Source organism: Okeania hirsuta, from assembly GCF_003838195.1.
Taxonomy (GTDB): Bacteria; Cyanobacteriota; Cyanobacteriia; order Cyanobacteriales; family Microcoleaceae; genus Okeania; species Okeania hirsuta.
The window spans coordinates 25,446-51,334 of sequence record NZ_RCBY01000029.1; the positions used below are offsets into that span (position 1 = coordinate 25,446).

Consider the following 25,889-nt stretch of genomic DNA (forward strand, 5'->3'; position numbering starts at 1 on the left):
TAGCTTCGGAAATTGCTGTATGTATTTTTTTAAGTTTATACTATGACAACTTGCTTAAGAGGGAACAAGGAATAGGGAACAGGGAACACAAAAGAATCAAAACAACTCTACCTCATAGCTTCGGAAACTGCTGTATGTATTTTTTTAAGTTTATACTATGACAACTTGCTTAATGTGTTTAACAAACTTATACAAAAGTTTCCTACTTGAGAAAGTACATATATTGATAATTTTAGGGACTAGGAAATAGAATGAATATAGACTTATCGCGTTCGAGGGCAGTTTTTTTCAATACTTTTAATTCTCTTTAAATCTCTCAATACTAATTACCGAATAATTAATAATTAATAATGTAAGCATTCAGCCATCAGCTTCAGGACTTACGCAAAATACGAAATTATACACCATCTGTAGGGGCAAACGGCCGTTTGCTATATACGGTGGTTATAGGTAAGTCCTGAGCTTTTGAAATAAATAATCAAGTAAAATAATTAAGCATTCAACTATTAGCATTCAGTTATCAGCTTTTGAAATGAAATAAATAATCAAGTAATGACCAAGGTTAGTTGAAAGGACTATTTCATTTCCTGCGGAATGCTGCGCAAACATATTTCACTCCTTAAATACTAATTCCTCCTTCCAAGATAATGAGTGAATAACTCATAGCTGATAGCTGACCGCTGAATGCTTACTTAATAATTAAATAATTCGCGCCTTGAACCCTCTCCTTTTAAGGGAAAAAAAAGTGCTAGGATATTTCCTTATATTCAATTCGGTAACGGTTAAAACCCGAGGTAATTATCAATTACCCATGATCAATTATCAATTAATCAACGATCTAAAGGCAATGAATTAATAGCTAATAGCTGATAGCTGAATGCTTACATTATAGAAACTTCCAAGTAAATCTTATCAACAATAGTCAGACTACTATAAATAATCTCTCCAACTGCAAAATTATTGTTAACTCTAACTTGGATAATAGCTATATTAAATAAGGTTAGTAGACGTGCTTTAAAAAATAGAAATCACCATCTTAGCTAAACGCTCCATTCCCTCTTGAATATCCTCATCAGAAGCAGTTAAACTAATCCGAATACACTCCTGTTTATGAGGCCATTCTTCCCGTAAACCAGGGAAAAAAGAACTCCCAGGTACCACAATAACCCCCACCTCCTTCAACTTTTGATAAAGCTCCCAGTCAGTCATCGGTAAATCTTTCAACCATAACCAAGCAAAAATTGCTCCCTCAAAACGATGGAGAAACCAGGGCAAATTTTTTGGTAAAGCTTTTGATAAAGTTGATTCTAAAATTGAAAACTTATTTTTGTAAAAAGGCCGAATTACTTCAGTAGAAATTTCTGCCAAGGCCCCAGAATTAATTGCATAAGTAGCGATCGCTTGTCCATAACGAGGAGAATGAATACACATATTAGTCTGGAAAGCCTGCAAAACCTCAATTATTCGTTCGTCCCCAATGGCAATACCAATTCTTTCTCCAGGAAGTCCAGCCTTCGATAAACTCATACAATGACAGATATTGTCCCCAAATATTGGCTCCATCTCCACAAAATTTAATCCTGGATATGGAGGAGCATAAGCAGCATCCACAAATACTGGCACATCATAAACAGCGGCCCGATCTGCAATTTTCTTCACCTCATCAGCACTAATCACATTACCAGTCGGATTACAGGGGCGTGAGAAAATGACACAGCCAGTATTTTCATCAATGACCAACTGACTAAAATCTGGACAATATTTGAAGCGATGAGATTCAGCATCTATTTCCAGAGTCGGTTTATAAGCGACCACCGCATCTGGCACTAAACTCACTCCCCCATAACCTGTATAATCTGGACTCAGAGGTAGAACAATTTTTTTCAGAGTTTGGCTGCTAGTATATCCACCAAAAGCATTAGCAGCATAGAAATATATAGACTGAGAACCAGGAGTAATTAAAATATTGCGATCGCTTAAATTAAGTCCATAGCGACGGTTAAAATCATTAATAACTGCATCAATCAACGGTTGATAACCCTGAGATGAACCGTAACGCCCCACAACTTCCCCATATTCTGGACTTGCCAATAATTTTGTGGTACAATCCCGCCACAACTTTTCTACTTCTGGCAAAACCAGGGGATTTCCTGAACTAAAGTTGAGAAACTCCTGACCCTGGCCTGCTCGTAGGGTAGCAATAATATCTGCCATAATTGCCCGCACACCTGTGAGGCGGGACATAGTTGCACCAAATTCACTCAGGGCAGGATTAACCATAGCATCTAATCAAATATAAATAGATTGACAATTTTTTAATTGTAGCCAAGAGTAATTCAACCAGGCAATTTTCCTTCTTTACTCCAAAAATAAATGAATAATAGAACTATTTGGCAAGCAGATTATTATCGCCGTCCACTCAAGGATCAACAAGGCCAACAGTTATGGGAATTATTAATTTGTACTCCCACTCGTAGCTTAGAATTTACTGCTATTTGTCCCCAGTCAGAAGTTAATGCCAATTGGCTAGTGGAGCAACTACAAAAAGTGGGTCAAGGCCAGGATTTACCAAGTACAATTCAAGTATTTCGACCTCAATCTTTGGGTTTAATTGAAACTGCAGCTCAAATTTTGGGGGTAAAAGTGGAAGCGACTAGACATACTACTGCTTTAAAACAATGGTTACTAGATAGGGCGCAACAATATCAGAGGATGGAAACATATACTGGGGAATCTTACGATCCCTTAAAATTAGATTCTCCTCCACCCGTACCATTAGCTGAAAATCTTTGGGGCGATCGCTGGAGATTTGCTACATTACCTGCGGGTAATATTAAAGATATTATTGAGCGCCCAATTCCTATTGTGGCAGTACCCGAATTTCTTTTACCCTTAAATTTAGGATTGTCTTCAACACTTCCTATACCAGGGGTTGTTATAGATGGAGGTCGTCAGTCTATGAGATTAGCTCAATGGTTAGAAGCAGCGCAACCATACTTTTTAAAGTATGTTTCTGGCGATCCTGATGGGTTAATTTTAGAAGCGGGATTAGTAGATCGGTGGGTAGTTGCTACTTTTTCAGACCAAGAAGTGTCATTAGCAGCTCAAGTTTATGAAGAGAGAAAACAACATAGTCAGGGGTTGCATTTTCTGTTAGTACAACCAGATGATTCTGGGATGACTTATAGTGGATTTTGGCTTTTATATTAGACCTCTGCGGAAAAGAGGGAGTAGGGAGTAGGGAGTAGGGAGTAGGGAGTAGGGTGAAATAATTGATTTTATTTTTGATTATTGGAGATGTCTATTCTGTTCGGTTGAATAGTTATAAATAATGAAAGAGGAGTCAGCACTCAGGAGTCATATCAAATCCGGTTGTTATTATATACTTGGGAGTAGGGGAGTGGGGGAGCAGGGAAGATTAAATATTGAAGTAATTTAAAAAAGTATAAACAGATATTATATAACCAGATTCTATGTGCAACCCCACCGGATTTGATATCAGGAGGGAAGAAAAATAGGAAAGAAGAAGAGGAGAAAATTTTTTCATCACTAATTAGGGCTTGCTGATTAATTATAAAAGTATTGATATATAAAGCTTTGAGTTCTGTGAGGCTCGAATTGCAGTACACCTGTTTCAGTTGATTTGGCTCAAAAAGCTAGTATTTTAGGCGCATAGTTGAGCAGAAAAATCATTCTTACAATTGTTACTCCTACCTCCTCGCTCATTCCCATTTCTCCTGTCTCCTGTCTCCTGTCTTCTACCCCTACAAAAAAGCTTTTTTCAGCAAACCCTAATTAGACATGATATTACAGTAAAAAAAATTAATTTAACAAATCCTGTCTACCTACTCTGTAGGGACGTTGCATGCAACTTTCCTACTACTGCCTACTCCTTAATAAATAGACAGGACTTACGCAAATTAACCTTGAAAACGCCATATGTAGGGGCAAATGGTATTAGCTAGCGCCAAGCTCCGCTAACGCCCTCACTCGATTTATTGTCCGTGCGTAAGTCCTGAATAAATAGAAATAGAAAATTAAGCCTTGATGTAGGGTTAGTTTTGCTAATGCAGAGCTTCCGCTATATATGTCGCAGAACGTTAACGTTTGCGCCCTTCATGATCTTAGCGCAGTTCCTCCGCAGCAGATAGGATGCGTTGTGCGCCAGCAAAACGGTTGTCGTCAAAATGTTTGCGGAGCATGACCTAGGAAAAAGGCAAGAATAATCTCACAAAATAAAATATTTAACGCTGTCACAGTAACCCACTGAATACTAGATCTTTGAAGCGTTTCTTGAGATTTATTTTACCGAATAATTAAGGTTTAAAGCCTCTCCTTTAAAGGAGAAACAAGAAAAAATTTTCATTATTAGTCAATCCTCTTCTTTTCAAAGAGAGGTAATTATTAATTATTAATTATTAATTATTAATTGTTGAACGATCCCCTCACTCCAACAGTAAATATCTCTATTCTCCCTGCTCGTTGCTCACTTAATTTATAAGCATTCAGGTGGATATTGTATAACTACTACAGCCCAAATTTGTGCAAAAACTTAATATCCGAAATGCTGAGTATAAATCAGGTAGATTGTATGGATAGATGATGAGGAATTAGAATAAAATCATTATTAATTGACTCTATACTCTGAAGTAACATTCAAAAGGCAGAATTCAGAGGTAATTTAAAAAGTTCACTAAATTCCACTATTTGACAATACTAATTCGTCCAGCCATTAATTCTTCATAAACTTGTTTAATCTGGTTTTGTTCTGTAGTACTTAAAAGACGAGGTAAAAATAACGCCGTTCTTAAAAATTGGCGATCGCTAGCCGAAATTTTACGAGCGGCAAAAATATTACTGACAACTAATTCTAGGGAAGTTGTTCTAGCTTTAGCTTGAGATTTGTTCATTTTTCTAAAAAATCAGATAATTGTCCGATAAAAGAGAAATATTCCTAAAATACTGGCTACCTGCAGAACAGAAAATTGAAAAAATATCTGGGTAGGATAATTAGGTAGGAGTATCAAAAAAGGGCACGAGACAAAATTGATAAATTCTTATTTTCCTACAATACGATTAAAGTATAGTTTGTTTTATGAAAATTTGGTTAAGATTACCGAATAATTAATAATTAAATAATTAAATAATTCAGCTTTGTTAGCCTCCCCTTTCAAGGGGAAAAAAGCGGTCGAGGGATGGCGAGGTCTCCTCGCCATATCCAATCGACCAAGAGAATAAATTTTTTCCTTTTAGTTAATCCTCTCCCTAAAAGAGAGAGGTAATTATCCATCAATGAATCCCTTCCTGCCAGAAGATTACCTATAATGTAATTTAAATACTACAAAATTGTAACTCAGTCCCCAAGATTATTAAACCTTTACCAAATCGGGTATTTCGGTTATGCGCTCGCTAATTATTCTCTGATCCTTTAAAACTACTAAACTAAAGCACAAATGTGCTGAACTATGTTTTGAATCTGTTCCGGTGTCTGAAGTTGGTTAAATTTGAAATCATTCTCTAACTTCTGTTAGGGGAAAGGGAGTAAGCATAAATATTGAAGATTTTGAAAAAAGTAATTTTTTTTTATACATTCGGTGATTAAAAATACTTAGATATATAGTATGTCTAATGCTTATGTATTAGTCATAAATACTTACTTGACTCTGTGCCCTGTTCTCTATAGTGGCGTATTGCTAGTTATTTATCTTTAGTCTGTAATGGGTTTAATAACTCACCCCACTATCACCTGCGTAATGCCGTTGGTGGGGTGAGAGTCCCCGTAAACCGCATTATCGGTTACTTTCTTCAATCAGTATTTAAACGGATACAATCCAAAATTATTTTACCAGAAATTCGGTAGAATACCTGAGAAATTAAACATATTAGCTAATCTCAGGATGACCAAAGTAAAAATAGGAATTATTGGCGGCAGTGGTTTGTACAAAATGGAGGCACTCACAGATGTGGAGGAGATACGGGTAGATACCCCCTTCGGGTCTCCCTCTGATGCTTTTATTGTTGGTACTTTGGAAGGAACACGAGTAGCATTTCTCCCCAGACACGATCGTAATCACGCTTTATTACCATCTGAATTACCATTTCGCGCCAATATCTATGGTATGAAAAGTCTGGGTGTGGAATATTTAATCTCTGCTTCTGCAGTTGGTTCTCTCAAAGAAGAAGTTAAACCACTAGACTTAGTAGTAGTAGACCAGTTCATTGACCGGACAAAAGGTCGGATATCTACTTTTTTCGGTGAAGGAATAGCAGGACACATTACTTTTGAAAATCCTACTTGTCCTCAACTAGCAAAAATGCTGGCAGATGCTGCGGAAAGTTTGAATTTATCGGATATAAATGTGCATCGTAGTGGCACTTATTTATGTATGGAGGGACCTGCTTTTTCTACCAAAGCAGAATCAAATTTATATCGTAGTTGGGGCGCAACAGTTATTGGGATGACAAATTTACCAGAAGCGAAGTTGGCAAGGGAAGCGGAAATAGCTTATGCAACTTTAGCGCTATCTACAGATTATGATTGTTGGCATGAAGAACATGAGAGCGTGACTGTGGAGATGGTGATTAATAATTTACACAAGAATGCGGTGAATGCCCAAAAAGTTATTCAGGAAACTGTCCGGAGATTGAGTCAAAATCAGTTTGTTTCTGACTCTCATTCTGCCTTGAAAAATGCTATTTTGACTCCTTTGGATAAAGTACCTGCTACAACTAAAGAAAAGTTGGGATTATTATTGCAGAAATATATTTAATTTTGGGTAGTCCTGTATATATGGATTTTATGTAGAGAAAGGGAACAGGGAACAGAAAATATCCCTAATTTATATCATGTCCGTTTAATTGCACAAACAATCTAAGCATCTAGAGGGTTATACATGAGGTGTGTAGGCAGTTGAGTGTTAAATTCTTGACAATAGTAGAATGTATAGGTTTAGTATCTTCTAATGTAGGGGCGATTCGCGAATTGCCCCTACGACTACTCAATTGATAGTGAGTTGTTTAACCGGATTTGATATTAGAGGTTTTCAAGGAATAGTTTTTCAGACTACTTGACTTTTTCGAGCAAACATCACTACTTGTAGACTACTACCTAATTTTGAAGGGAGGGGTTAGGAGTCAGAATTATTGTGAGAAATTTACTTCTAATGGTATTATCGGAAGCAGAATCTTTATTTGCTACTGAGTCCTAACTCCTGACTTCTTTTTTGATAAACTATACCTAATTTCTACCAAAAGGCATTTATTAAACATGACTAACTGTCCGACGGATACCACAAGTTCATCAGTAAATCATAATTTAGAAGTAGCCAAACAAGAATATCAATATAACTATAACCACATTCCTCCTGTGGCAATGGTGAATGAATTACCAGAACGAGAAAAACCTTCTAAAGAATGGTTTTTATTATTGGTAAAGAGTATACGTCTTCTATTTGTGAATATCGTAATTACAAACCGAGGAAACCAAGGAAATAAGGGGGTAAGAGACGATGTAATTAAATATATCTTAGAAGTAATCTATAAGCAAATAAAATCAATAAAAATTGGAGAGGATAATAAAATCATACCATTTTTTTTCCAATTATTGTTGAATCAACAATTATTATTAACTCAACAATTGTTGAGTCAAGGAATACCTGACGATTTTCATGAAATAGATGACCTGTTTGTTTCCATCCTCAGGGAAAATGGTCTGTCAGTACTTAAAGATATTTTGGAGGAAGCTGTAAAAGTATTAAAGGAAGGAAGTCCAGAAGGTCATGCAACCAGTCTTGAAGATTATCAAAAGCTCTTCTCCTATAAAGAGCTATTTCCAGAAACAGGAGGTATACCAAGCATCGCTTATACTTTTGAAGAAGATGAAGTGTTTGCTTATATGCGAGTAGCAGGTTATAACCCCCTAATGATTGAGCAGGTATCAAGTCTTGACGAACGTTTTCCGGTGACGGAGACTCAATATCAGGAAGTTATGGGTAATGATGATTCATTAGCAGCAGCAGGAAAAGAAGGGCGACTCTATCTAGCAGACTATAAAATTTTGGCAGGTGCTCTTAATGGTACTTATCCTAATAAATACCAAAAGTATATTTATGCTCCTCTAGCTTTATTCGCAGTGCCAAAAGGTTCAGACCCAAACCGTAAATTACGTCCTGTAGCTATTCAATGCGGTCAAACTCCAGGAGCAGATAACCCCATCTTTACCCCCAACTCTTCTAAGTATGCTTGGTTATTTGCTAAAACAGTTGTAGAGATAGTAGATGCTAACTTTCACGAGGCAGTCAGTCATTTAGGGAGAACTCATTTATTTGTGGGATCATTTATTCCACCTACCCATCGCCAACTCCCCCAAAATCATTGCTTAAGTCTGCTGTTGCGTCCTCACTTTGAAGGTACTTTAGCAATTAACGATGGTGCTCAGGGAATTTTAATTGCTCCCAAGGGTGGAGTTGATAGTTTACTGTCATCTACTATTGATAACGCTCGTGTTTTGGCGGTGTTAGGGTTACAGAGTTATGGTTTTAATGGAGCTATGTTACCGGAGCAACTGAAGCAGCGGGGCGTTGACGATTCTAATTTACTTCCTGTTTATCCTGATCGCGATGATGCTCTGTTGCTGTGGGATGCTATTCATCAATGGGTTTCAGATTATCTGAGTCTTTATTATTCCAGAGATGAAGAAGTTCAGGCAGATCGGCGACTACAAGCTTGGGCAGGTGAAGTTATGGCTTTTGATGGTGCTCGTGTACCTGATTTTGGTGAGGATGGAGGTATTAGGACACTAGAGTATTTGATTAATGCTGTGACGTTAATTATTTTTACTGCTAGTGCTCAACACGCTGCTGTTAATTTTCCCCAGAAAGATATAATGTCTTATGCTCCGGCGGTTCCATTAGCTGGTTATTTGCCTAGTTCAATTCTCAAAGGTGAAGTAAGCGAGCAAGATTATTTGGATCTGCTGCCACCTCTAGAGCAGGCACAAGGACAACTGAATCTCACATATTTACTGGGGTCTGTCTATTACACGAAACTGGGTGAGTATTCAAAAAATCATTTTACTGATTCCAAGGTGAAACCTCTACTGGAGAAGTTTCAGGAAAATCTGAACCAGGTTGAAGCAACTATTGAGCAGCGCAATTTTAATCGCCCACAGTATAGGTATTTGCTGCCTTCTCAAATTCCCCAGAGTATTAATATCTAATATCATATCCGGATAATTAGTGATAAGAAAACTCTCTCCTTCTTCTCCTGTTCTTCTTCTTTCTTCCCTCCTGACTCCTGACTCCTGACTCCTGACTCCTGACTGCTCCGTAGTTATTTATTTATCACTATTCAACCGGACATGATATAAAAGACATCTCCTCCAAAAGAGGGAGTAGGGAGTAGGGAGCAGGGAGTAGGGAGAAATAATTGATGAGTAAGAGTGGGATAATTGATTTTATGTTTTATTATTGGAGATGTCTAAAGATTATAAGTACCTGTGCAAAATTAATTTAACATTGGTCAGTAGGAAGCTCTGAAAAGGGAATAGGGAATAGTAAAATTTCAACGCTTAAAGATTTAAAGGGAGAAGGTTTTTGATCACGAATTATCCCTGTTCCCTACTCCCTAAATTTCTGATTGTGGTTATTCAAAGAGAGATGATATCGGAGGACTCACTTTGTATCAATAATTGAAGGTTGAACAATGCTATCATTTGATTTTCCTTCCAAAAAATTAGGACCCATCAGATGAACGCCATTATGATTAATATTAGTTACTTTCGTGCCATAACTACGAAGATTTTGATTCTTTGTTTTATGACTTGCTCTTTGCAATTTCTCTTGAGTTTCTTTGTCTAATTTAGTGTTTTGATCTATGAATGTACCAGTTAAGTCAGCATCACTTATATCAGCACACCACAATTGTGCAGCACAAAGATTTGCATGACTGAGATTAGTATTATTTAACCCTGCATGAGACAAGTTAGCATTAGTTAGGTTAGCATTACTTAAATCTGCATCACTGAGAATAACTCCACTGAGGTTAGCGTGAGTTAGGTTTGCACCACTGAGGTTAGCATTACTTAAATCTGCATCTGTGAGATTCGCAGACGAAAGATTAACACCACTGAGGTTAGCTGAGGATAAATCTACTCCACTGAGGTTAGCACCAGACAAATCAACTTGACCAAGTTCAGCATGATTCAAATTTGCATAGGCTAGATTAGCAACTGCCAAATCTGCACCTATTAAATTAGCGTTGCTGAGGTTAACATCTGTAAGATTGGCATTATTTAAACAAGCACCACCCAAGTTAATACCACTGAGGTTAGCATCTATTAGTTTTGCATTTTTGAGATAAATACCACTGAAATCTGCATCTGTTAGCACTGCACCTTGAAAATTGACAGGATTCAAATCAAGTCGCTTTTGTACTGAAGTAATAGCTGTTTCAATTTTACCAAAAAACTCTGGTTGAGGCAGACTCTCAACACGATTATTCAAAATTTGCAGATTTCTACTAATATGACCAAATTTACTTTCTAAGGGTGCTATGGCAGCAGCTCTATCTTGTAACTCCTCAATGGCTGAAACTGCCCAAGGTAAGCGTTGACTGATTATTTCTTTCTGCTGACGTTCTAATGGTTCTAAACGTTGAATGAGTTGTTGTAGTTCAGTTGGTATTGACTCTATAGCTTCTTGTAATTTATGCCTTTGTTGCTGAGTTTGCTGCTCTAAGGTTTCCCTTTCAGCTACTAATTTTTGATTCAGCTGTTCTGTTATTACTTCTAATTTCTTTTCTTGGTCCTCAGTTTGAAGATTCAGTTTTTCTTGCAACTTAAATGTCTGACTATCAACTCTATCCACATCTTCTAAGAAGGTTTTCTGAATATCTGTAAGCGCCACTCTTTGTTCTTGTTGTTGCAATTTATCTAGCCGCTTTCTATTAGCTACACTTGCAGACAAGGCCAAAGTCAAAGGTGCTGCTGTGTATATTGCCTGTCCAGAAGTAACTGAAGCAATGGTTCCTAAAACTGAACCTGCTAGGCAGACATATTCACTTATATCTAACCAATGTTGCTTACTCATAGTATTTTTTCCTTATTCTCATTTTTATACTACTTTTTTTCTAATTTAGCTAAAGTCTAAAAGACTACTTTCATCCTTCAAACCCTCGTCCCCTGAGAACTATGCTTTAATTTTCTATTTTTTGGAAGAGGTGCTTATATTGGTAATTCAATAGCAGAAATCTTGATAAAATACAATAGTTAGGCTTTACTGAAAAAGTATTTTGGTGAAAGTAGAAGTCAAGATTCAGGTGTTAAGAAGTTAGCAATCGGAATTTATAAGCCAGTATACATGATAATTACAGAGTATTTAGAAGGAAAAGTTATCGGAATTTTTTTCGCCTTTGTCTGTTGAATATCTTCACATTTTGAGCTTTTCGCCTCTATAAGCTTGCACTTTTTGTTGTGAAAAAAGGCTAAAGCATCTACATATCAAGGTTTTAGACTTAATCAACAAGCTCTGGTTAAAGTGTTCGTGTCACAATTATTGCAATAAGTAGTATTTATTGTTATACTTTACCTTAAGTATATTGAAGCAATTCATTCTGACTCCTGACTCTTAAGAAATAGGCTAACTATTTGTAGCAAACATTTATCAAATTGGTATTAAACGTATTTGATATTATATCAAATCCGCTGCCATTCGGTCTAAAAAAATGTTCCACCTGATTCGGTCTTCGGGTCGGACGGCAGCCAAAAGCACATACCGCGGGCTAATATTCCAAATGGGTTCTATAAATAAATTCCTTTGAACACCAAACTGAAAAACTAATTTTTATCATTCTTGAATAGTTCTTAAACAGAAAACAAAAGTGCGCTGGGTTTGTCAAGATAAAAGCCTTGACCATAATCTATTCCTAAACTATTGACTTTGTTGAGAATTGACTCTGTTTCTATATATTCAGCTATTACTTTTAAATTCATTGCCCTGCCAATATGATGAATACCTTCTACTATTGCTTGAGTGACAGTATCTTTTTCCATCTTCTTAATAAACATCCCGTTAATCTTGAGATAATCTACTGGCAAGTTTGTGAGATCAGAAAAAGAAGACATTCCTTTGCCAAAATCATCTAAAGCAAAACTACAACCAACTTGTTTGAGAGACTGAATAAATTTTGCTGCTTTATCTAAATTAGTAATAGCTATGGTCTCAGTAATCTCAAAACAAATTTTTTGGGGAGGCACTTCAAAACAGGCAAATTGATGTTCGATAAATTCTAAAAAATGGCTATCGTTGATGCTAGCACCAGAAAGATTAACAGTAAAAATACAATCTCGGTGTGAATTATCAATTTTATGCAAAGACATGAAATATAGTAGATTTTTTACGACCCAACGGTCAATTATTGGCATTAGATGATAGCGCTCCGCTACTGGTAGGAAAGTAGCTGGTGAAACAATTTTACCTGAAGGATATCTAAATCTAAGCAAAACTTCATAAAGTCTTGCTTGTACACCTTCATGCAATGGGACAATTGCTTGTGAAAACAGATAAAAACCGTTTTCTCTTAAAGCATCTCGTAGTTGTGTAACTAAATTAATTTCTTGCTGTTGTTTCTCTAGACTTTCCATGGATATATAATAAATCCCTATGCGGTTTCTGCCAGAAGTTTTAGCATTGTAGAGAGCTGTATCTGCTGCTTTTAGCAATCTCTCTGGATTAGATGTTTTTGAGCAATTAGTATCTGCAACTCCTAAGCTACTTGTCACCCACTGACTTGTTGCTGAAGCTTGATGAGGAATTTTTAAAGCTTCAATTTCTGTTCTGATATTTTCTGCCACCTTAAGTGCTCCTTCCATGGGAGTATTTGGCAACACAACTACAAACTCTTCTCCACCATATCGGGCGACAAAATCTCCAGGGCGTTTCACTGTCGTTTGAATAGCTTTAGCTACTTGTTGCAAACATTTATCTCCCTGTTGATGGCCGTAGGTATCGTTATAAGGTTTAAAGTAGTCTATATCTAACATAATAATTGAGATGAGACCTTGTTCTCGCGCCAACCTTTTCCATTCTTGTTTAAATTTTTGCTCAAAATGACGACGGTTAAACACTCCTGTTAAATCATCAATATATGCAATTGCTTCTAATTCTTGATTAAGTTTTTCTAAGCGTTGATAAAGTTGAGCTTGTTGAATAGTGATCGCTGTCTGAGCTGCCAAGCGTCTTAATAAATCGGTTTCCGATATTTCCCACTGTCTATTTTCTCGACAATGATGAGCTATTAATAATCCCCAGACATTAATTTCTGAGTTTTCAGTATGATTTTTGTTTTTAGTTTCGTTTGTAATTAGGATAGGTAGCACTATATTTGCTTTCACCTGAAGTTCCCTGAGCATATCAATATGACATTGTTGCATCCCCGATTGATTAATATTATGAATAATACTAAAATATCCTTGTTTGTAACGTTCTAAAATATTGCTGTTGCGAAAACATGGATCGACTATTGTCATTCCTAACAGTGAAAGACAATTTGGTGCTAAAGATTCTTTTTCTACCACACCATGACCATTTGGTAAGAAACGGTAAATTAGTACCCGGTCGCACTGCAAAAACTCTCGCACCGACTCTACTGTCGTTTCTAATATTTCCTCTAAGTTTAAAGATTGATGAATTCTGTCAATCACCAGACTTAATAAATGCTCTTGTTTTCTGATTTTTTTGACTTCTAATTCGGCCAGTTGGCGCTTTGTAATATCTAGAATTGTGCCAAATATGCCGATTGATTCTAAGTTACTATTTGTGATTAAAGTCGTCTTTGTATAAAGATATCTCAGTGTTCCGTCCGGGCGAATTATTTCATATTCACATTCACATTTTTGTGTTTTCTCTAATATTAAAGCCATATTTTCCTCCCACAACTTTCTACTTTCGGGAACGAACATTTGGAGGAATTCTGCATAAGTTAGTGACTTTTGAGTCCCACTCAGACCAAAAATCCGAAATACTTCATCAGACCAAGTTATTTTCTGTGTTTTTAGGTTGAATTCCCAGTTACCTAAATGAGGAATTTTTTGTGCTTCTTGTAGTTTTGCTTGACTTTCTTGGAGGGCAATTAAATTTTTATTTCTTTCAATTGTATAACGAATTACTCGCTCTAATGTATATTCTCGAATTTCTAATTTATTCAAATAATCTGCTGCTCCAATTTTCATCGCCAGTAGGTCTAATTCTCGATCGCCTTGACCTGTGATGAATATAATTGGTGTCTGACAATTAAGTTCTATTGCTGTTTTGAGTAATTCTATCCCGTCTTTTTCTCCTAAACGATAGTCAAGCAAACAAACGTCATATTCTCCTGTTTCTATTGCAGCTAATCCCTCTTCATAAGTATTTTTCCAATCCAGGGATATGTTTGATGACTCTACTTTTGACAAGATGTCATCGATGGCAATAAAATCATCTTTATTATCTTCTATTAAGAGAAGATTAATAGTGTATTTTTGCATAAAAATCTGCTTGAATTTATATACTCTGAATTATCGTTATATTCAGGTAGACAATTGTCATTATAGCCAACATAAAGCAATTTATAATACATATAATTTTCCCAGGAAATACTAGGCGGAAAAATTGCTCCAGCAGATTCAATATTTTCGAGCAGGGAGTTCAACAATTTCAAACCAATATCTACTCAAACCTTGAATGACTGCTATTAATCCCTCAAATGTTACTGGCTTGACAATAAATGAACTAATTCCTAATTGATAATAAGTATAGATATCTTTTGCTTTAGAAGTAGTTAAAACTACAATAGGAATTAAACGTAAATTAGGGTCAGCTTTAATTTCTTTGAGAGCTTCTCTGCCATCTTTATTTTGGCATATATAAGTCTAAAAAATTATTCCTGGCTGAGGTGAAGTTGTGATATCTGTATAAGCACCTCGATGATATAAAAAATCTCATAATTCTTCCCCATCCTCAACAATATATAATTTATTAAGTAATTTACTTTCCTCAAAAGCTTCCATTGCCAAGAGACGATCGTCCTCATCATCTTCAGCCATGAGAATTGGTACTGGTGTTTTATTCAACTTAGATATGCTCATTTTGCTTATCTAAACTTTGTTCAATAGGCAAAGTAATCACAAAAGTAGTTCCTTGATTAGGGATACTACGAGCAGTAATATTACCATTGTGTATTTCTATTATTTTACGACATATTGCCAGTCCTATACCAGTGCCTTGATATTTTTGCTTGCTATGCAGGCGTTGGAAAGGTATAAATATTTTTCCTCAAAACCAATTCCATTGTCGGATACCATAATTTGAACTTGATTAGTTTCCGACTGTAAAATTGCTTCTACCTTGACAATGGGGTGATTTTCTGGTATATTAAATTCTAAGTGAATTGCCAATTAAGTTTTGGAAAAATTGTCGCATTTGTATCGAGTCGGCCTGAATAGTAAGTAATTCTTCTATTTCCACCTGAGCTTTTGTTTGTTCAATGCGGTTCTCTAAGTCCTCAATAACTTCTTCGTAACTGCCCAGGTAGGAAAGCAAGGAATATTCACATGAGGGAAAAAATATGGTATTTTTGAACTATGAGTCCAGAAGAAAAAGATCAAAAAATCAAGAGCCTAGAGAAAGAACATCTGGCACTGCCCGAAAGGATAGCAGAGCTAGAGAGGCGTTTGGGGTTAGATAGTCAAACAAGTTCAAAGCCACCATCAAGTTATGGACTCAAAAAGTCAAGTAAAATACGGACAAAAAGTTTAACAGAAAAAGGGAAGCGACCATCAGCAGGACACAAAGGTCATCCAGGGCAGAGATTAGAGCAAGTATTAGAACCAAAGGAAATAGTAGAACATCCAACACCATGGTCATGTCAGAGATGTGGATGTGAACTGGGGGTTGTAGCCGTCAAAAAAATCATCAAGGGACAAGTATTTGATATACCAGAGCCAGAAATAATTGTCACAGAACACAGAGTAGCAGTGAAAGAATGTCTAGAATGTGGGGCACAGATACAAGGAAGTTTTCCAGAATCTGTGACAGCACCAGTACAGTATGGAGTAAGAATTAAAGCAGTTGCAGCGTATCTAAATCATCAACATTTTGTTCCCGAAGACAGATTGAGTGAAGTGCTGTGGGATTTGTTTGGTTGTCGAATCACACCAGGGACAATAGCCAAGACAACAAAAACACTTGCCAAAATCATAGAACCTGTAGTCAGTGAGATTGCATCCCAACTCAAAGCAGCATCAGTTAAACATCTAGACGAGACGGGATTCAGGATTGGAGGAAAAACCAATTGGTTACACGTGGTTTCAACTGAAACAGAAACCTGGTATCGAGTTGGTGGTAAACGTAAAGACATAGAAATATTGGCTGATATCAAAGGTGTAGTAGTCCATGACCACTGGAAGCCGTATGATCAACTCCAAGATGTTAATCACGCTTTGTGTAATGGCTATCATCTTCGATAACTCAAAGCTCTAGAAGAAATAGAGCAAGAATCTTGGGCTAAGTCAATCAACAAGTTGTTACGTTTAGCTTGTAATTACAAACATCGCTATCCCAAGGGTATTCCTAAAAATATAGTTTCTCGTCTGACTCAATTGTATGAGCAAATCATCAAACGAGGGCTGAGTTTTCATTGCTCTGAATCACCCCTGACTAGCAAAGGTAATCGAGGACGGGTGAAACGAGGTGTTGGTGATAACTTAATTGTTGCGTCTTTCTAATTTTCAGGGTGATGTTTTACGGTTTCTGACAGAACCGGATGTTCCCTTTACCAATCATCAAGCAGAGCGTGATTTGCCTATGATCAAGTGTAAGCAGAAAAATTCAGGTGGCTTTCGCTCCTTTGATTTTGCGGTTTCATTTGCCAATATCCGTTCTTTTCTTTCTACTGCTTCTAACCATAGTTTGAATTTGTTGGAAGTTATTACTAGGGCCTTACTTGGTGATGTATCTTTTTTTCTCACCTCTATTACTACTAGCTAGGCAGTTACACTTCTTCTAATATTTGAGAAAGGGTTACAGGTACATAGGGTTGCCCTTTGGTCGTAATGCGTGAGAAGTCTAATAAATCCCTAATTAGAATTTGCATCCTGTTGGCAGAACTCTGCATTCTTTATAGATAGTCTAGCCCTTTTTCATCCAACACTTCCCCATATTTAGCTTTGAGGCGATCGCCAAAGGTCTGAATTTTCCGTAGTGGTTCCTGCAAGTCGTGGGAAGCTACATAAGGAAAATCTTCTAGTTCTTGGTTACTGATTTTTAGCTGAGTAATTAGTCTTTGCTGTTGAGCTTCATTTTGCTTGCGGGGAGTAATATTTTGAATTTTAGCAATAAAATACAGAGGTTCGTCTGATGGATCTTTTGCTAGAGAAACACTCAAAATTATCCAGACAATATGACCTTCGTTGCTAATATAGCGCTTCTCCATATTATATTTGCTTTTTTTTCCTTCTAAGAGTTCCTGCACAAAGGCAAGGTCAACAGCTAGATCGTCAGGATAAGTAATTTTTTGGAAAGTTAACTGGATCAATTCAGCTTCACTGTAACCTATCATTTCGCACAAAGCATGGTTAACCTCGAAAAAATTTCCATCTAGTGATACCAGATCCATACCAATAGGTGCATCGTCAAAAGCTAGACGGAAGCGTTGTTCTTTTTCTTGCAATCTGTTGCAACCAGGAGATATTGGGGGTAAAGATATTTTATGTCCGCGCTCTTTCCTTCCACTGTTATTAAAGTGCGCTTGAGCACCCTAAAAAGTTCTGTATATTTACAATTTGGCTATTTCGCTGTTTGTCTGATTAATAATGACGACTGACTTGTAGTTTCTAGATTTCTAAGCTGACCCACATCCTTGAATTACAGCACAAAAAACATGGAACAGTTAGTAGGCTTTATCCCTATATCTCTTTTTCAGCTAAAATGCAATAAATGCATTTAAATAATACATAAAATTCATAAAAGTATATATTTTGTAACAAATAATACGAATATTTAATTGAAACTCATTTACATTAGTCAGCAACAAATTAATAAAAATTTGACATGAGATGGTGACAACAGATGCAGAAATTTTAAACATTTTGATTTTCTAGTTGTCGGCTCAAAAAAATCAGTAATTGGGTCAATTCAAGCATCTTACAGTTAATTTTCCGAAAATTTATGAGATTGCCTACCAATGAGGATAGTTATAGATGACTGGCACAGTAGAACGCCAACAAAAACTAAATAAATTTGAGAAATTTAAAGCAGAAAAAGATGGTCTGGCAGTGAAAACAGAACTAGAAAAATTTGCCAATATTGGCTGGGAAGCAATAGATAAAACTGACCGCGACCACAGACTAAAATGGTTAGGTGTATTCTTCCGACCAGTAACTCCAGGCAAATTTATGTTGCGGATGCGGATGCCAAATGGATTCATCACCAGTCAACAAATGGGAGTCTTGGCAGAAATAGTCCAACGGTACGGCGAAGACGGCAGCGCCGACATCACCACCAGACAAAACTTGCAACTGCGGGGAATTAGGATAGAAGATATCCCAGACATCTTCCATCGATTTGAACAAGTAGGTTTAACCACCGTTCAATCAGGCATGGATAATGTACGCAACATCACAGGTTCCCCAGTGGCCGGAATAGATGCTGATGAACTCTACGATACCCGCGAGTTAGTTCAGCAAGTCCAAGACATGATTACTGGCAACAGCAAAGGCAACCCAGAATTTACCAATTTACCACGGAAATTCAATATAGCGATCGCCGGATGCCGTGATAATTCTGTCCATGCGGAAATAAATGATATTGCTTTTGTTCCTGCCTACAAAAACGATAAATTTGGCTTTAATGTTCTAGTTGGTGGCTTTTTCTCGGCCAAACGTTGTGCAGCAGCTATACCCCTTAATGCTTGGGTAGAACCAAATCAAGTTGTTGCCATCTGTCGAGCTATTCTAGAAGTATTTCGCGATAATGGCTCCCGAGGAAATCGCCAAAAATCAAGGCTAATGTGGCTGATAGATGAGTGGGGTTTAGATGAATTCCGCTCAAAAGTTCAGCAACAAATGGGGCAAATTCTAGAGACAGAAGCTCCAAAAGACGAAATTATCTGGGAAAAACGCGACCACATCGGGGTTTACAAACAAAAACAACCAGGATTAAATTATATTGGGTTGCACATTCCGGTTGGTAGGCTGTATGCTGACAATATGTTTGACCTAGCACGGCTAGCTGAGGTTTATGGCAATGGAGAAATTCGGCTGACTGTGGAACAAAATGTTATTATTCCTAATGTTCCTGAGTCTAGAATAGAACCATTCCTTGGGGAACCACTCCTAGAAAAATTTTCCATTAATCCTCAACCATTAACTCGGGCTGTAGTTTCATGCACAGGGGCACAGTTTTGTAACTTTGCTATGATTGAAACCAAAAGTCGCGCCCTAGCAGTGGCAAAGGAAGTTGAGGCTGAACTGTTCATCCCAAAACCAGTACGCATTCACTGGACTGGTTGCCCCAACTCTTGTGGACAGCCACAGGTTGCAGATATTGGTTTAATGGGTACTAAAGCGCGCAAAAATGGCAAAATGGTTGATAGTGTTGACCTGTACATGGGAGGCACAGTTGGCAAAGATGCTAAACTAGGCAGTTGCGTTCAAAAAGGTATTCCCTGTGAAGACCTCAAACCTATTTTACGAAATTTACTAATTGAAAATTTTGGTGCTAAACCAAAGTAAGTTTTCAATCAAGGGTGTTTCAAAAGTCTATCAGAAATCTTACAAATAAAGACCGGAGAAGCTTAAATAGCGTTTCTCAAATTTAGTCTCACAGCCAAAATTTATTTATTACACTCAAAGCACAATAACAATTAAGGAGAATCTCAACAATGTCTACTACAGTTAATGCTTCTAACAATTCATCCGAAACTGCAAAGTCTCTAGGTCTGAAAATTCTGTCTGTAGTCGGGTTAACACTATTTGCTGGTTCTTATGTCAATAGTTGGCAGAGTTCTCTAGCAGAATATGCTCAACAACAAGAACAAGAAGCAGAAGAAACAATAGTTGCTACATCCACTACTGATACTCCTACTATTATAGCCAACACACCCACATCAAAACCTACTATTGCTCCATCAACTTCTGTTGTTGCTTCTGCGGTTGATACTACCGAGTCAGTCTCAGCAGTTAATACAGTACCTGTTGTAGAAACTTCATCCATAGAAACTCAAGTAGCTATGGCAGCAGTTCCAGAAACTCAAGCAGCACCAAAAGTTATTACTGACTCAAATACTCTTGAGAAATTAAACTCAATGCTGTACAACCAGATCGACCAAGCTTGGAAACAATATCCAACTTTTTCTGAAAATTTAGCCTATCGAGTCACAATTAACTCTGCAGGAATGGTTGCCAAGTATGAACATATAAATAAAGCAGCTTCCGAGTACATTGGGGAAACTCCTCTAGCCAAATTGGCTAACTCTAGTATTATTGATGAGAACAAACCAACAGCAGAATATTTAGTGCTACTAACTCCCAATGGTGTAGTTCAAGTTAACCAATGGTTAACCAAATAGGTCTTTGGTTTGAGGTAATACATAGTAGGTGTTAGGTAGAAATTTATATATAATTCACTACTAACTAAAAATTACACTGATAGCGATGAAAGTAAGAAACTTTTTGATGCTAAAGTGCTGAAAAATCTGCAAAATACATAAATTATAATTTTTGCCAACCTACTATGTTATCAGAAAAAAATTTAATTGTTCGCTTTAAACTAACACCTCACTCTGGTACTAATTTAATTCACAAATTTCATAACTGCCTCAGATTATTTTTAGTTACACTTGTCAGCGAAATTAATCTTTGTTTGTAACCTTATATAGCCTTAATAATTGTAATTCAACAAAATATGTTAACAGAACTTTGGTCTTTTCGGGGCCGTTACCGTATACTCCATTTAACTTGGTTTGCTTTTTTTCTATCATTTGTTGTTTGGTTTAACTTAGCCCCATTAGCAACATCATTAAAAGCAGACTTTGGTTTAGAAACTTCTCAAATCAGAACTATTGCTATCTGTAACGTTGCACTAACAGTACCTGCCCGAATTATCATCGGGATGTTGTTAGATAAATACGGACCAAGAATTACCTATTCGCTGCTACTAATGTATGCAGCTATTCCCTGTATAGGCTTTGCCCTTGCACAGAATTTCAGCCAGTTAGTTATCAGTCGTTTGGCACTGAGTATTGTTGGTGCTGGTTTCGTTATTGGTATCCGCATGGTCGCTGAATGGTTTCCCCCTAAAGAAATAGGTTTGGCAGAAGGTATTTATGGTGGTTGGGGTAACTTTGGTTCTGCTGCTTCTGCTTTTACCCTTCCTACTGTAGCTGCTGTGTTAACTTTTAGTGGCGGTGAGATATTAAACTGGCGGTTATCGATCGCTCTGACAGGTATTATAGCTGCACTTTATGGTGCGTTTTATTTCTTCAATGTTCAAGATACTCCTCCTGGTAAGGTGTATAAAAAGCCTAAGCGTGCCACAGGTTTAGAAGTTACAACCCAGAAAGATTTTATCTTCCTAATTTTGATGAATCTTCCTTTAACAGGAGTTCTTTGTTTACTAGCTTGGCGATTGAGTAAAGTTGGTTTCCTATCTCAAGGTCAACTTTCTATTGTCTGGCTATTGCTCTTAGGTTTGTATGGTTTCCAAACTTATAACTGTTGGGCAGCTAATAAAGAGTTGATGGCAGGTGATAAGCGTTATCCTCCTGCTGACCGCTATCAGTTTTCTCAAGTAGCAATTTTAGAACTTACTTATTTTGTTAACTTTGGTTCTGAGTTAGCAGTAGTTTCTATGCTTCCTGCTTTCTTTGAAAATACTTTTGGCTTGGATAAAGCTGTGGCAGGGATGATAGCAGCTAGCTATGCTTTTATGAACTTGGCATCTCGTCCTGGTGGTGGTTTAATTTCAGACAAACTTGGTAGTCGCAAGTTGACAATGACGGTATTGACCGCAGGGATGGGAATTGGTTATCTCACATTTGGTCGTGTAACTGGAGGTTGGTGGCTACCTGCTGCTGTGTTACTTACTATGATGTGTTCTTTCTTTGTGCAAGCTGCTGAAGGTTCTACTTTTGCTATAGTTCCTTTAATTAAGCGCCGAGTTACAGGTCAAATTGCTGGTAATGTTGGTGCTTATGGTAACGTAGGTGCGGTGGTTTATCTGACTACTTTTAGTCTGTTGCCTGAAGGTGCTGTTGGTAATCGAATTTTCTTTGAAGTTCTTGGTGTAATGTCAATAATTGTGGCGTTCCTGTGTGCTTTCTTCTTGAAAGAGCCAGAGGGTTCATTTGCCGAGCACCATAAGGATGAAGAGGATGAAGAGAAAGTGAATCTAGAATCTGTTCCTATGTTTGCTGAAGACTAATGCCCACTTATTTCATTTAGTTTAGTTGCAGTTAAGCTCTGCTGATTAGGGAATGTGGCAGGTTTATTACTTTTCCTACTCTTGTCCTGATTTTCTGTTAATATCATGTGCCCCCTTCGGGGGAGCTATGCTTACGGTAGAACAGTTATCATCAAGTTCGTAGTTTTGCTCTAGCTCTCATATTAAGTATTGCACAGGCTCAAGCCCAACTACAAACAAAAACTTTATTATAAGTAATTATCTATTAGCGTAGCTCCCCTGGAGGGGGGCAGGATTAATTCATTCTCGTCAGAGAATATTTATATGGATATGAAATACATTTAATTGTGCAAATATTAAGAATCTCCCCATATCCCCAAATTCCCCTCCTAGAAGGGGTTAGGGGTGGGTCCCCATCTCCCCATCTCCCCATCAATTTTTCTAAGTGTGACAATAAATTGACCCTGCCCAGAGGGGACAAATAATATAAAATGCTCCCTATTCCTAATTATGTATAAGTATCGGTACTTTGGCAAAAAATATGTTAATAACAGCATCAAACCCTTATATAGTCTAGGTTTTACATTGAAAAAACCTTTTTCCTGATATATCTAGGTTTGAGCCATTTTTAGCCAGATCAACGTATTTCCCTTGCCCCTACTAACTTTGAAGGCATTTTCGCTGTAAAGAATATCAAAGTACCGGTATTCAACTGAATATAATATTATTTCAGCCTGAATTAGTAAATTTTGGTTTTTACTAAAGGTTTTTACTAAAATTTATCAATGAAAAAATTTAGGTAGGGTAAACGTTTTGTGACTCTTTGTTCAATGACAAAACCTACGATTTTAAAACTGTATTAAAACGTATCCAATGTGACAGATAATTTTTCATAAAGTCTTCAATAATAAACAAAAATTAAATTCACAATCATAAAACTTAAATATTGATATTAAGTATTATATTATATTAATTATAAATAGCAAAAAATCAGGGAAAGTTTAGCAGCAGAATAACTTCTGCTGGAATACAAAATTAAATTATTTAACATCCAAATGTAAATGATATTCGCTTGAATTTAACTTGTTCGTCTGCCAATAAAATTATTCTTAAAGTAAACTATGGAACCTACCAAAACTCTTTGCCCTTATTGTGGAGTTGGCTGTGGCTTAGATGTATTACCGCCAGCAATTCCTGGAAAAGCAACAAATCGAGATAGCAAAGGTAATCCCATTTGGCAAGTGCGGGGCGATCGCTCTCATCCCTCAAGTCAAGGCAAAGTTTGTGTAAAAGGTGCCACTGTTGCTGAATCATTGGATAAAAGTCGCCTCAAATATCCAATGATGCGTGATACTCTAGATGAACCCTTCCGTCGCGTTACTTGGGAGGAAGCTTTTAATCGGATTATTAATCGGATTCAAACTGTACGCTTCACCCAAGGACCAGATGCAATTTGTATGTACGGGTCTGGTCAGTTTCAAACAGAGGATTATTATGTAGCTCAGAAATTGCTCAAAGGATGTCTGGGAACTAATAACTTTGACGCTAACTCTCGTCTGTGTATGTCTTCGGCAGTATCGGGATATATTCAAAGTTTTGGTTCTGACGGTCCCCCCTGTTGCTACGACGATTTAGAAAAAACAGACTGTGCATTTTTAATCGGTACTAATACAGCTGAATGTCACCCCATTGTATTTAATCGTCTGCGGGTTTACCACAAGAAAAATAGGAAAGTGAAAATGATCGTGGTAGACCCCCGTCGTACTAAAACAGCAGAAGTAGCAGATTTGCATTTGGCTATTCGACCAGGTACGGATATCGATCTACTTAACGGTATTGCTCATCTACTCATGCGTTGGGGAGCGATCGATCCTACATTCATTGATGAATGTACGACTGGTTTTCCTGAATACACTGATGTGATTCGTCACTCCCCACCCGATCTAGTTGCACGCCACTGCGGTATTCGTTTGGATGATTTGGAAACGGCAGCTCGTTATTGGAGTCAGTCAAAGCAAGTGTTATCTTTGTGGTCAATGGGGATGAATCAGTCCTCTGAGGGGACGGCAAAAGTCCGTACTCTGATTAATTTGCATTTGATGACAGGTCATATTGGTAAACCGGGTGCAGGACCGTTTTCACTGACTGGTCAACCTAATGCTATGGGTGGTAGGGAAGCAGGAGGATTGGCTCATATTTTGCCTGGTTATCGGGTGGTGAAAAATCCCCAACATCGGGCTGATTTGGAAAAGTTATGGGGATTGACTCCTGGGCAAATTTCTGCTGTTCCTGGTCGTACTGCTTGGGAGATGATTACGGCTTTAGAACGTCAAGAATTAGGTTGTTTGTGGATTGCAGCGACTAATCCAGCGGTGAGTATGCCAGATTTAGAGCGGACTAAGGCAGCTTTGTTACGATCGCCTTTTACTGTTTATCAGGATGCTTATTATCCTACTGAAACAGCGGAATATGCTCATCTGTTGTTACCTGCTGCTCAGTGGGGAGAAAAAACAGGCACAATGACAAACTCGGAGCGAATGGTAACTTTGTGTACTGCATTCCGCGAACCCCTGGGAGAAGCAAAAGCAGATTGGGAAATTTTTGCAGAGGTGGGTCGCCGTTTAGGATTTACAAATCAGTTTGATTTTGCTGACTCGGAAGCAGTGAGAGCTGAATTTCTTGAGTTGACACGCGATCGCCCTTGCGACCAAACTGATATTACCTACGACCAATTACGGGAAAAAGGTCCGATTCAGTGGCCTTGCCCTGATAGTAGTGGAGTATCTCAGGAGCGTCTGTATACTGATTTCCGATTTAATACTTCTGATGGCAGGGCACGGTTTGCTACATTTTACTCTCAAGGTTTAGCAGAACCACCAAATTTTGATTATCCTTTTGTGTTGACAACAGGGCGCTTATATGGTCATTGGCATACTCAAACACGCACAGGACGCATTGATAAAATTAGAAAAATGCACCCGATGCCTTTTATAGAAATTCATCCGAAGGATGCTCAGAAGTTAGAGATTGAGGAAAATGATTGGGTAGAGGTGCGATCGCGACGAGGTGCAGCAAGATTTCCAGCAAAAGTGACTAAAGCTATTACTCCAGGCACTGTATTTGTGCCGATGCACTGGGGGGCACTATGGGCAAATCAAGCAGAGGCAAATGCTTTGACTCATCCTCAAGTTTGTCCTGAGTCTGGGCAACCAGAGTTAAAAGCTTGTGCGGTGCAGTTGAGGCCAATTAAATTTGAAACTGCTGTTATGGAAGATTTGATGGAATCAGAGTATTCTGTAGAAAGATCGTCAGCGATATCTATGAAGGGGTGATATGGCGCTACGCGCAAGTCAGAAGTTATGAGGATGTAGGTGTAAGTTGGGTTGAAGAATAAAACCCAACGTCGTCTGGAACGATAGCCTAGCTTGCTGCCAACAAAAGTATAAATCAGAAGAA

Annotated in this window: 19 protein-coding genes; 10 read left to right on the forward strand and 9 right to left on the reverse strand. The window is 37.6% G+C overall.

The window, feature by feature from the left end:
- Window positions 1–1,014 precede the first annotated feature (1,014 nt).
- The gene (locus D5R40_RS07550) at window positions 1,015–2,280 is read right to left on the reverse strand and encodes a valine--pyruvate transaminase (protein ID WP_124144085.1); all 1,266 of its coding nucleotides are present in this window, start codon (window positions 2,278–2,280) and stop codon (window positions 1,015–1,017) included.
- A 93-nt stretch (window positions 2,281–2,373) separates the two neighbouring features.
- Between D5R40_RS07550 and D5R40_RS07555 the strand changes: the two genes are divergently transcribed.
- Window positions 2,374–3,210 (forward strand): Tab2/Atab2 family RNA-binding protein, encoded by an 837-nt coding sequence (locus D5R40_RS07555; RefSeq protein WP_124144086.1) that lies wholly within the window; start codon window positions 2,374–2,376, stop codon window positions 3,208–3,210.
- Window positions 3,211–4,703: 1,493 nt separating this feature from the next.
- Here the strand turns inward: D5R40_RS07555 and D5R40_RS07560 are convergent.
- Window positions 4,704–4,910, reverse strand: coding sequence for a hypothetical protein (locus D5R40_RS07560; protein ID WP_124144087.1), 207 nt, complete (start codon window positions 4,908–4,910; stop codon window positions 4,704–4,706).
- 987 nt (window positions 4,911–5,897) lie between these two features.
- Between D5R40_RS07560 and D5R40_RS07565 the strand changes: the two genes are divergently transcribed.
- Together D5R40_RS07565 and D5R40_RS07570 are read left to right on the forward strand one after the other, a co-directional pair.
- On the forward strand, window positions 5,898–6,770 hold the full coding sequence (locus tag D5R40_RS07565) for an S-methyl-5'-thioadenosine phosphorylase (protein WP_124144088.1): 873 nt from the start codon (window positions 5,898–5,900) through the stop codon (window positions 6,768–6,770).
- 497 nt (window positions 6,771–7,267) lie between these two features.
- Window positions 7,268–9,217, forward strand: a complete 1,950-nt coding sequence (locus tag D5R40_RS07570; RefSeq protein WP_124154441.1) for a lipoxygenase family protein — start codon at window positions 7,268–7,270, stop codon at window positions 9,215–9,217.
- Window positions 9,218–9,671: 454 nt separating this feature from the next.
- Here the strand turns inward: D5R40_RS07570 and D5R40_RS07575 are convergent, their stop codons facing one another.
- The 6 genes from D5R40_RS07575 to D5R40_RS37545 all read right to left on the reverse strand — a co-directional run bounded on the left by D5R40_RS07575 (window position 9,672) and on the right by D5R40_RS37545 (window position 15,575).
- Window positions 9,672–11,087, reverse strand: coding sequence for a pentapeptide repeat-containing protein (locus D5R40_RS07575; protein WP_124144090.1), 1,416 nt, complete (start codon window positions 11,085–11,087; stop codon window positions 9,672–9,674).
- A gap of 773 nt (window positions 11,088–11,860) precedes the next feature.
- Window positions 11,861–14,521 carry a GGDEF domain-containing response regulator gene (locus tag D5R40_RS07580; protein ID WP_124144091.1) on the reverse strand — a complete coding sequence of 887 codons (2,661 nt, stop codon included), beginning with the start codon at window positions 14,519–14,521 and terminating at the stop codon, window positions 11,861–11,863.
- Window positions 14,522–14,974: 453 nt separating this feature from the next.
- Window positions 14,975–15,121, reverse strand: coding sequence for a response regulator (locus D5R40_RS39265; RefSeq protein WP_240038859.1), 147 nt, complete (start codon window positions 15,119–15,121; stop codon window positions 14,975–14,977).
- Window positions 15,108–15,302 carry an ATP-binding protein gene (locus tag D5R40_RS42475; protein WP_205127301.1) on the reverse strand — a complete coding sequence of 65 codons (195 nt, stop codon included), beginning with the start codon at window positions 15,300–15,302 and terminating at the stop codon, window positions 15,108–15,110. Before D5R40_RS42475 ends, D5R40_RS39265 begins: the two co-directional genes overlap by 14 nt.
- Window positions 15,245–15,430 carry a hypothetical protein gene (locus D5R40_RS37540; protein WP_205127295.1) on the reverse strand — a complete coding sequence of 62 codons (186 nt, stop codon included), beginning with the start codon at window positions 15,428–15,430 and terminating at the stop codon, window positions 15,245–15,247. Before D5R40_RS37540 ends, D5R40_RS42475 begins: the two co-directional genes overlap by 58 nt.
- On the reverse strand, window positions 15,408–15,575 hold the full coding sequence (locus D5R40_RS37545) for a hypothetical protein (protein WP_205127296.1): 168 nt from the start codon (window positions 15,573–15,575) through the stop codon (window positions 15,408–15,410). Before D5R40_RS37545 ends, D5R40_RS37540 begins: the two co-directional genes overlap by 23 nt.
- Before the next feature lie 41 nt (window positions 15,576–15,616).
- Between D5R40_RS37545 and D5R40_RS37550 the strand changes: the two genes are divergently transcribed.
- From D5R40_RS37550 to D5R40_RS37560, 3 genes are read left to right on the forward strand one after another with little or no spacing between them, the layout of a single operon-like run.
- The gene (locus tag D5R40_RS37550; protein WP_205127617.1) at window positions 15,617–16,501 is read left to right on the forward strand and encodes an IS66 family transposase; all 885 of its coding nucleotides are present in this window, start codon (window positions 15,617–15,619) and stop codon (window positions 16,499–16,501) included.
- A gap of 54 nt (window positions 16,502–16,555) precedes the next feature.
- The gene (locus D5R40_RS37555) at window positions 16,556–16,759 is read left to right on the forward strand and encodes a hypothetical protein (RefSeq protein WP_205127298.1); all 204 of its coding nucleotides are present in this window, start codon (window positions 16,556–16,558) and stop codon (window positions 16,757–16,759) included.
- Window positions 16,743–17,021, forward strand: a complete 279-nt coding sequence (locus D5R40_RS37560; RefSeq protein ID WP_205127299.1) for an IS66 family transposase — start codon at window positions 16,743–16,745, stop codon at window positions 17,019–17,021. The genes D5R40_RS37555 and D5R40_RS37560 overlap by 17 nt, the downstream gene beginning before the upstream one ends.
- Before the next feature lie 130 nt (window positions 17,022–17,151).
- Here D5R40_RS37560 and D5R40_RS07600 read toward each other — a convergent pair whose 3' ends face one another.
- Window positions 17,152–17,703 carry a PAS domain S-box protein gene (locus D5R40_RS07600; RefSeq protein ID WP_124144092.1) on the reverse strand — a complete coding sequence of 184 codons (552 nt, stop codon included), beginning with the start codon at window positions 17,701–17,703 and terminating at the stop codon, window positions 17,152–17,154.
- 529 nt (window positions 17,704–18,232) lie between these two features.
- Between D5R40_RS07600 and D5R40_RS07605 the strand changes: the two genes are divergently transcribed.
- The 4 genes from D5R40_RS07605 to D5R40_RS07620 all read left to right on the forward strand — a co-directional run bounded on the left by D5R40_RS07605 (window position 18,233) and on the right by D5R40_RS07620 (window position 25,765).
- Window positions 18,233–19,765 carry a ferredoxin--nitrite reductase gene (locus D5R40_RS07605; protein WP_124154442.1) on the forward strand — a complete coding sequence of 511 codons (1,533 nt, stop codon included), beginning with the start codon at window positions 18,233–18,235 and terminating at the stop codon, window positions 19,763–19,765.
- A 149-nt stretch (window positions 19,766–19,914) separates the two neighbouring features.
- On the forward strand, window positions 19,915–20,601 hold the full coding sequence (locus tag D5R40_RS07610; protein ID WP_124154443.1) for a hypothetical protein: 687 nt from the start codon (window positions 19,915–19,917) through the stop codon (window positions 20,599–20,601).
- Between the two features lie 335 nt (window positions 20,602–20,936).
- Complete coding sequence (locus tag D5R40_RS07615; protein ID WP_124144095.1) at window positions 20,937–22,454, forward strand: MFS transporter; 1,518 nt, start codon at window positions 20,937–20,939, stop codon at window positions 22,452–22,454.
- 1,100 nt (window positions 22,455–23,554) lie between these two features.
- The gene (locus tag D5R40_RS07620) at window positions 23,555–25,765 is read left to right on the forward strand and encodes a molybdopterin oxidoreductase family protein (protein WP_124144096.1); all 2,211 of its coding nucleotides are present in this window, start codon (window positions 23,555–23,557) and stop codon (window positions 25,763–25,765) included.
- The last annotated feature ends 124 nt before the right edge of the window (window positions 25,766–25,889 follow it).

Excerpts from the sequence above, each read along its gene's own strand:
- D5R40_RS07605 (WP_124154442.1), top strand. The coding sequence starts at position 18,233 with ATGACTGGCACAGTAGAACGCCAACAAAAACTAAATAAATTTGAGAAA.
- D5R40_RS39265 (WP_240038859.1), bottom strand. The coding sequence starts at position 15,121 with ATGAGCATATCTAAGTTGAATAAAACACCAGTACCAATTCTCATGGCT.
- D5R40_RS07550 (WP_124144085.1), bottom strand. The coding sequence starts at position 2,280 with ATGGTTAATCCTGCCCTGAGTGAATTTGGTGCAACTATGTCCCGCCTC.
- D5R40_RS07570 (WP_124154441.1), top strand. The coding sequence starts at position 7,268 with ATGACTAACTGTCCGACGGATACCACAAGTTCATCAGTAAATCATAAT.
- D5R40_RS07560 (WP_124144087.1), bottom strand. The coding sequence starts at position 4,910 with ATGAACAAATCTCAAGCTAAAGCTAGAACAACTTCCCTAGAATTAGTT.
- D5R40_RS07555 (WP_124144086.1), top strand. The coding sequence starts at position 2,374 with ATGAATAATAGAACTATTTGGCAAGCAGATTATTATCGCCGTCCACTC.
- D5R40_RS07565 (WP_124144088.1), top strand. The coding sequence starts at position 5,898 with ATGACCAAAGTAAAAATAGGAATTATTGGCGGCAGTGGTTTGTACAAA.
- D5R40_RS07610 (WP_124154443.1), top strand. The coding sequence starts at position 19,915 with ATGTCTACTACAGTTAATGCTTCTAACAATTCATCCGAAACTGCAAAG.
- D5R40_RS07575 (WP_124144090.1), bottom strand. The coding sequence starts at position 11,087 with ATGAGTAAGCAACATTGGTTAGATATAAGTGAATATGTCTGCCTAGCA.
- D5R40_RS07620 (WP_124144096.1), top strand. The coding sequence starts at position 23,555 with ATGGAACCTACCAAAACTCTTTGCCCTTATTGTGGAGTTGGCTGTGGC.
- D5R40_RS07615 (WP_124144095.1), top strand. The coding sequence starts at position 20,937 with ATGTTAACAGAACTTTGGTCTTTTCGGGGCCGTTACCGTATACTCCAT.
- D5R40_RS07580 (WP_124144091.1), bottom strand. The coding sequence starts at position 14,521 with ATGCAAAAATACACTATTAATCTTCTCTTAATAGAAGATAATAAAGAT.
- D5R40_RS37550 (WP_205127617.1), top strand. The coding sequence starts at position 15,617 with ATGAGTCCAGAAGAAAAAGATCAAAAAATCAAGAGCCTAGAGAAAGAA.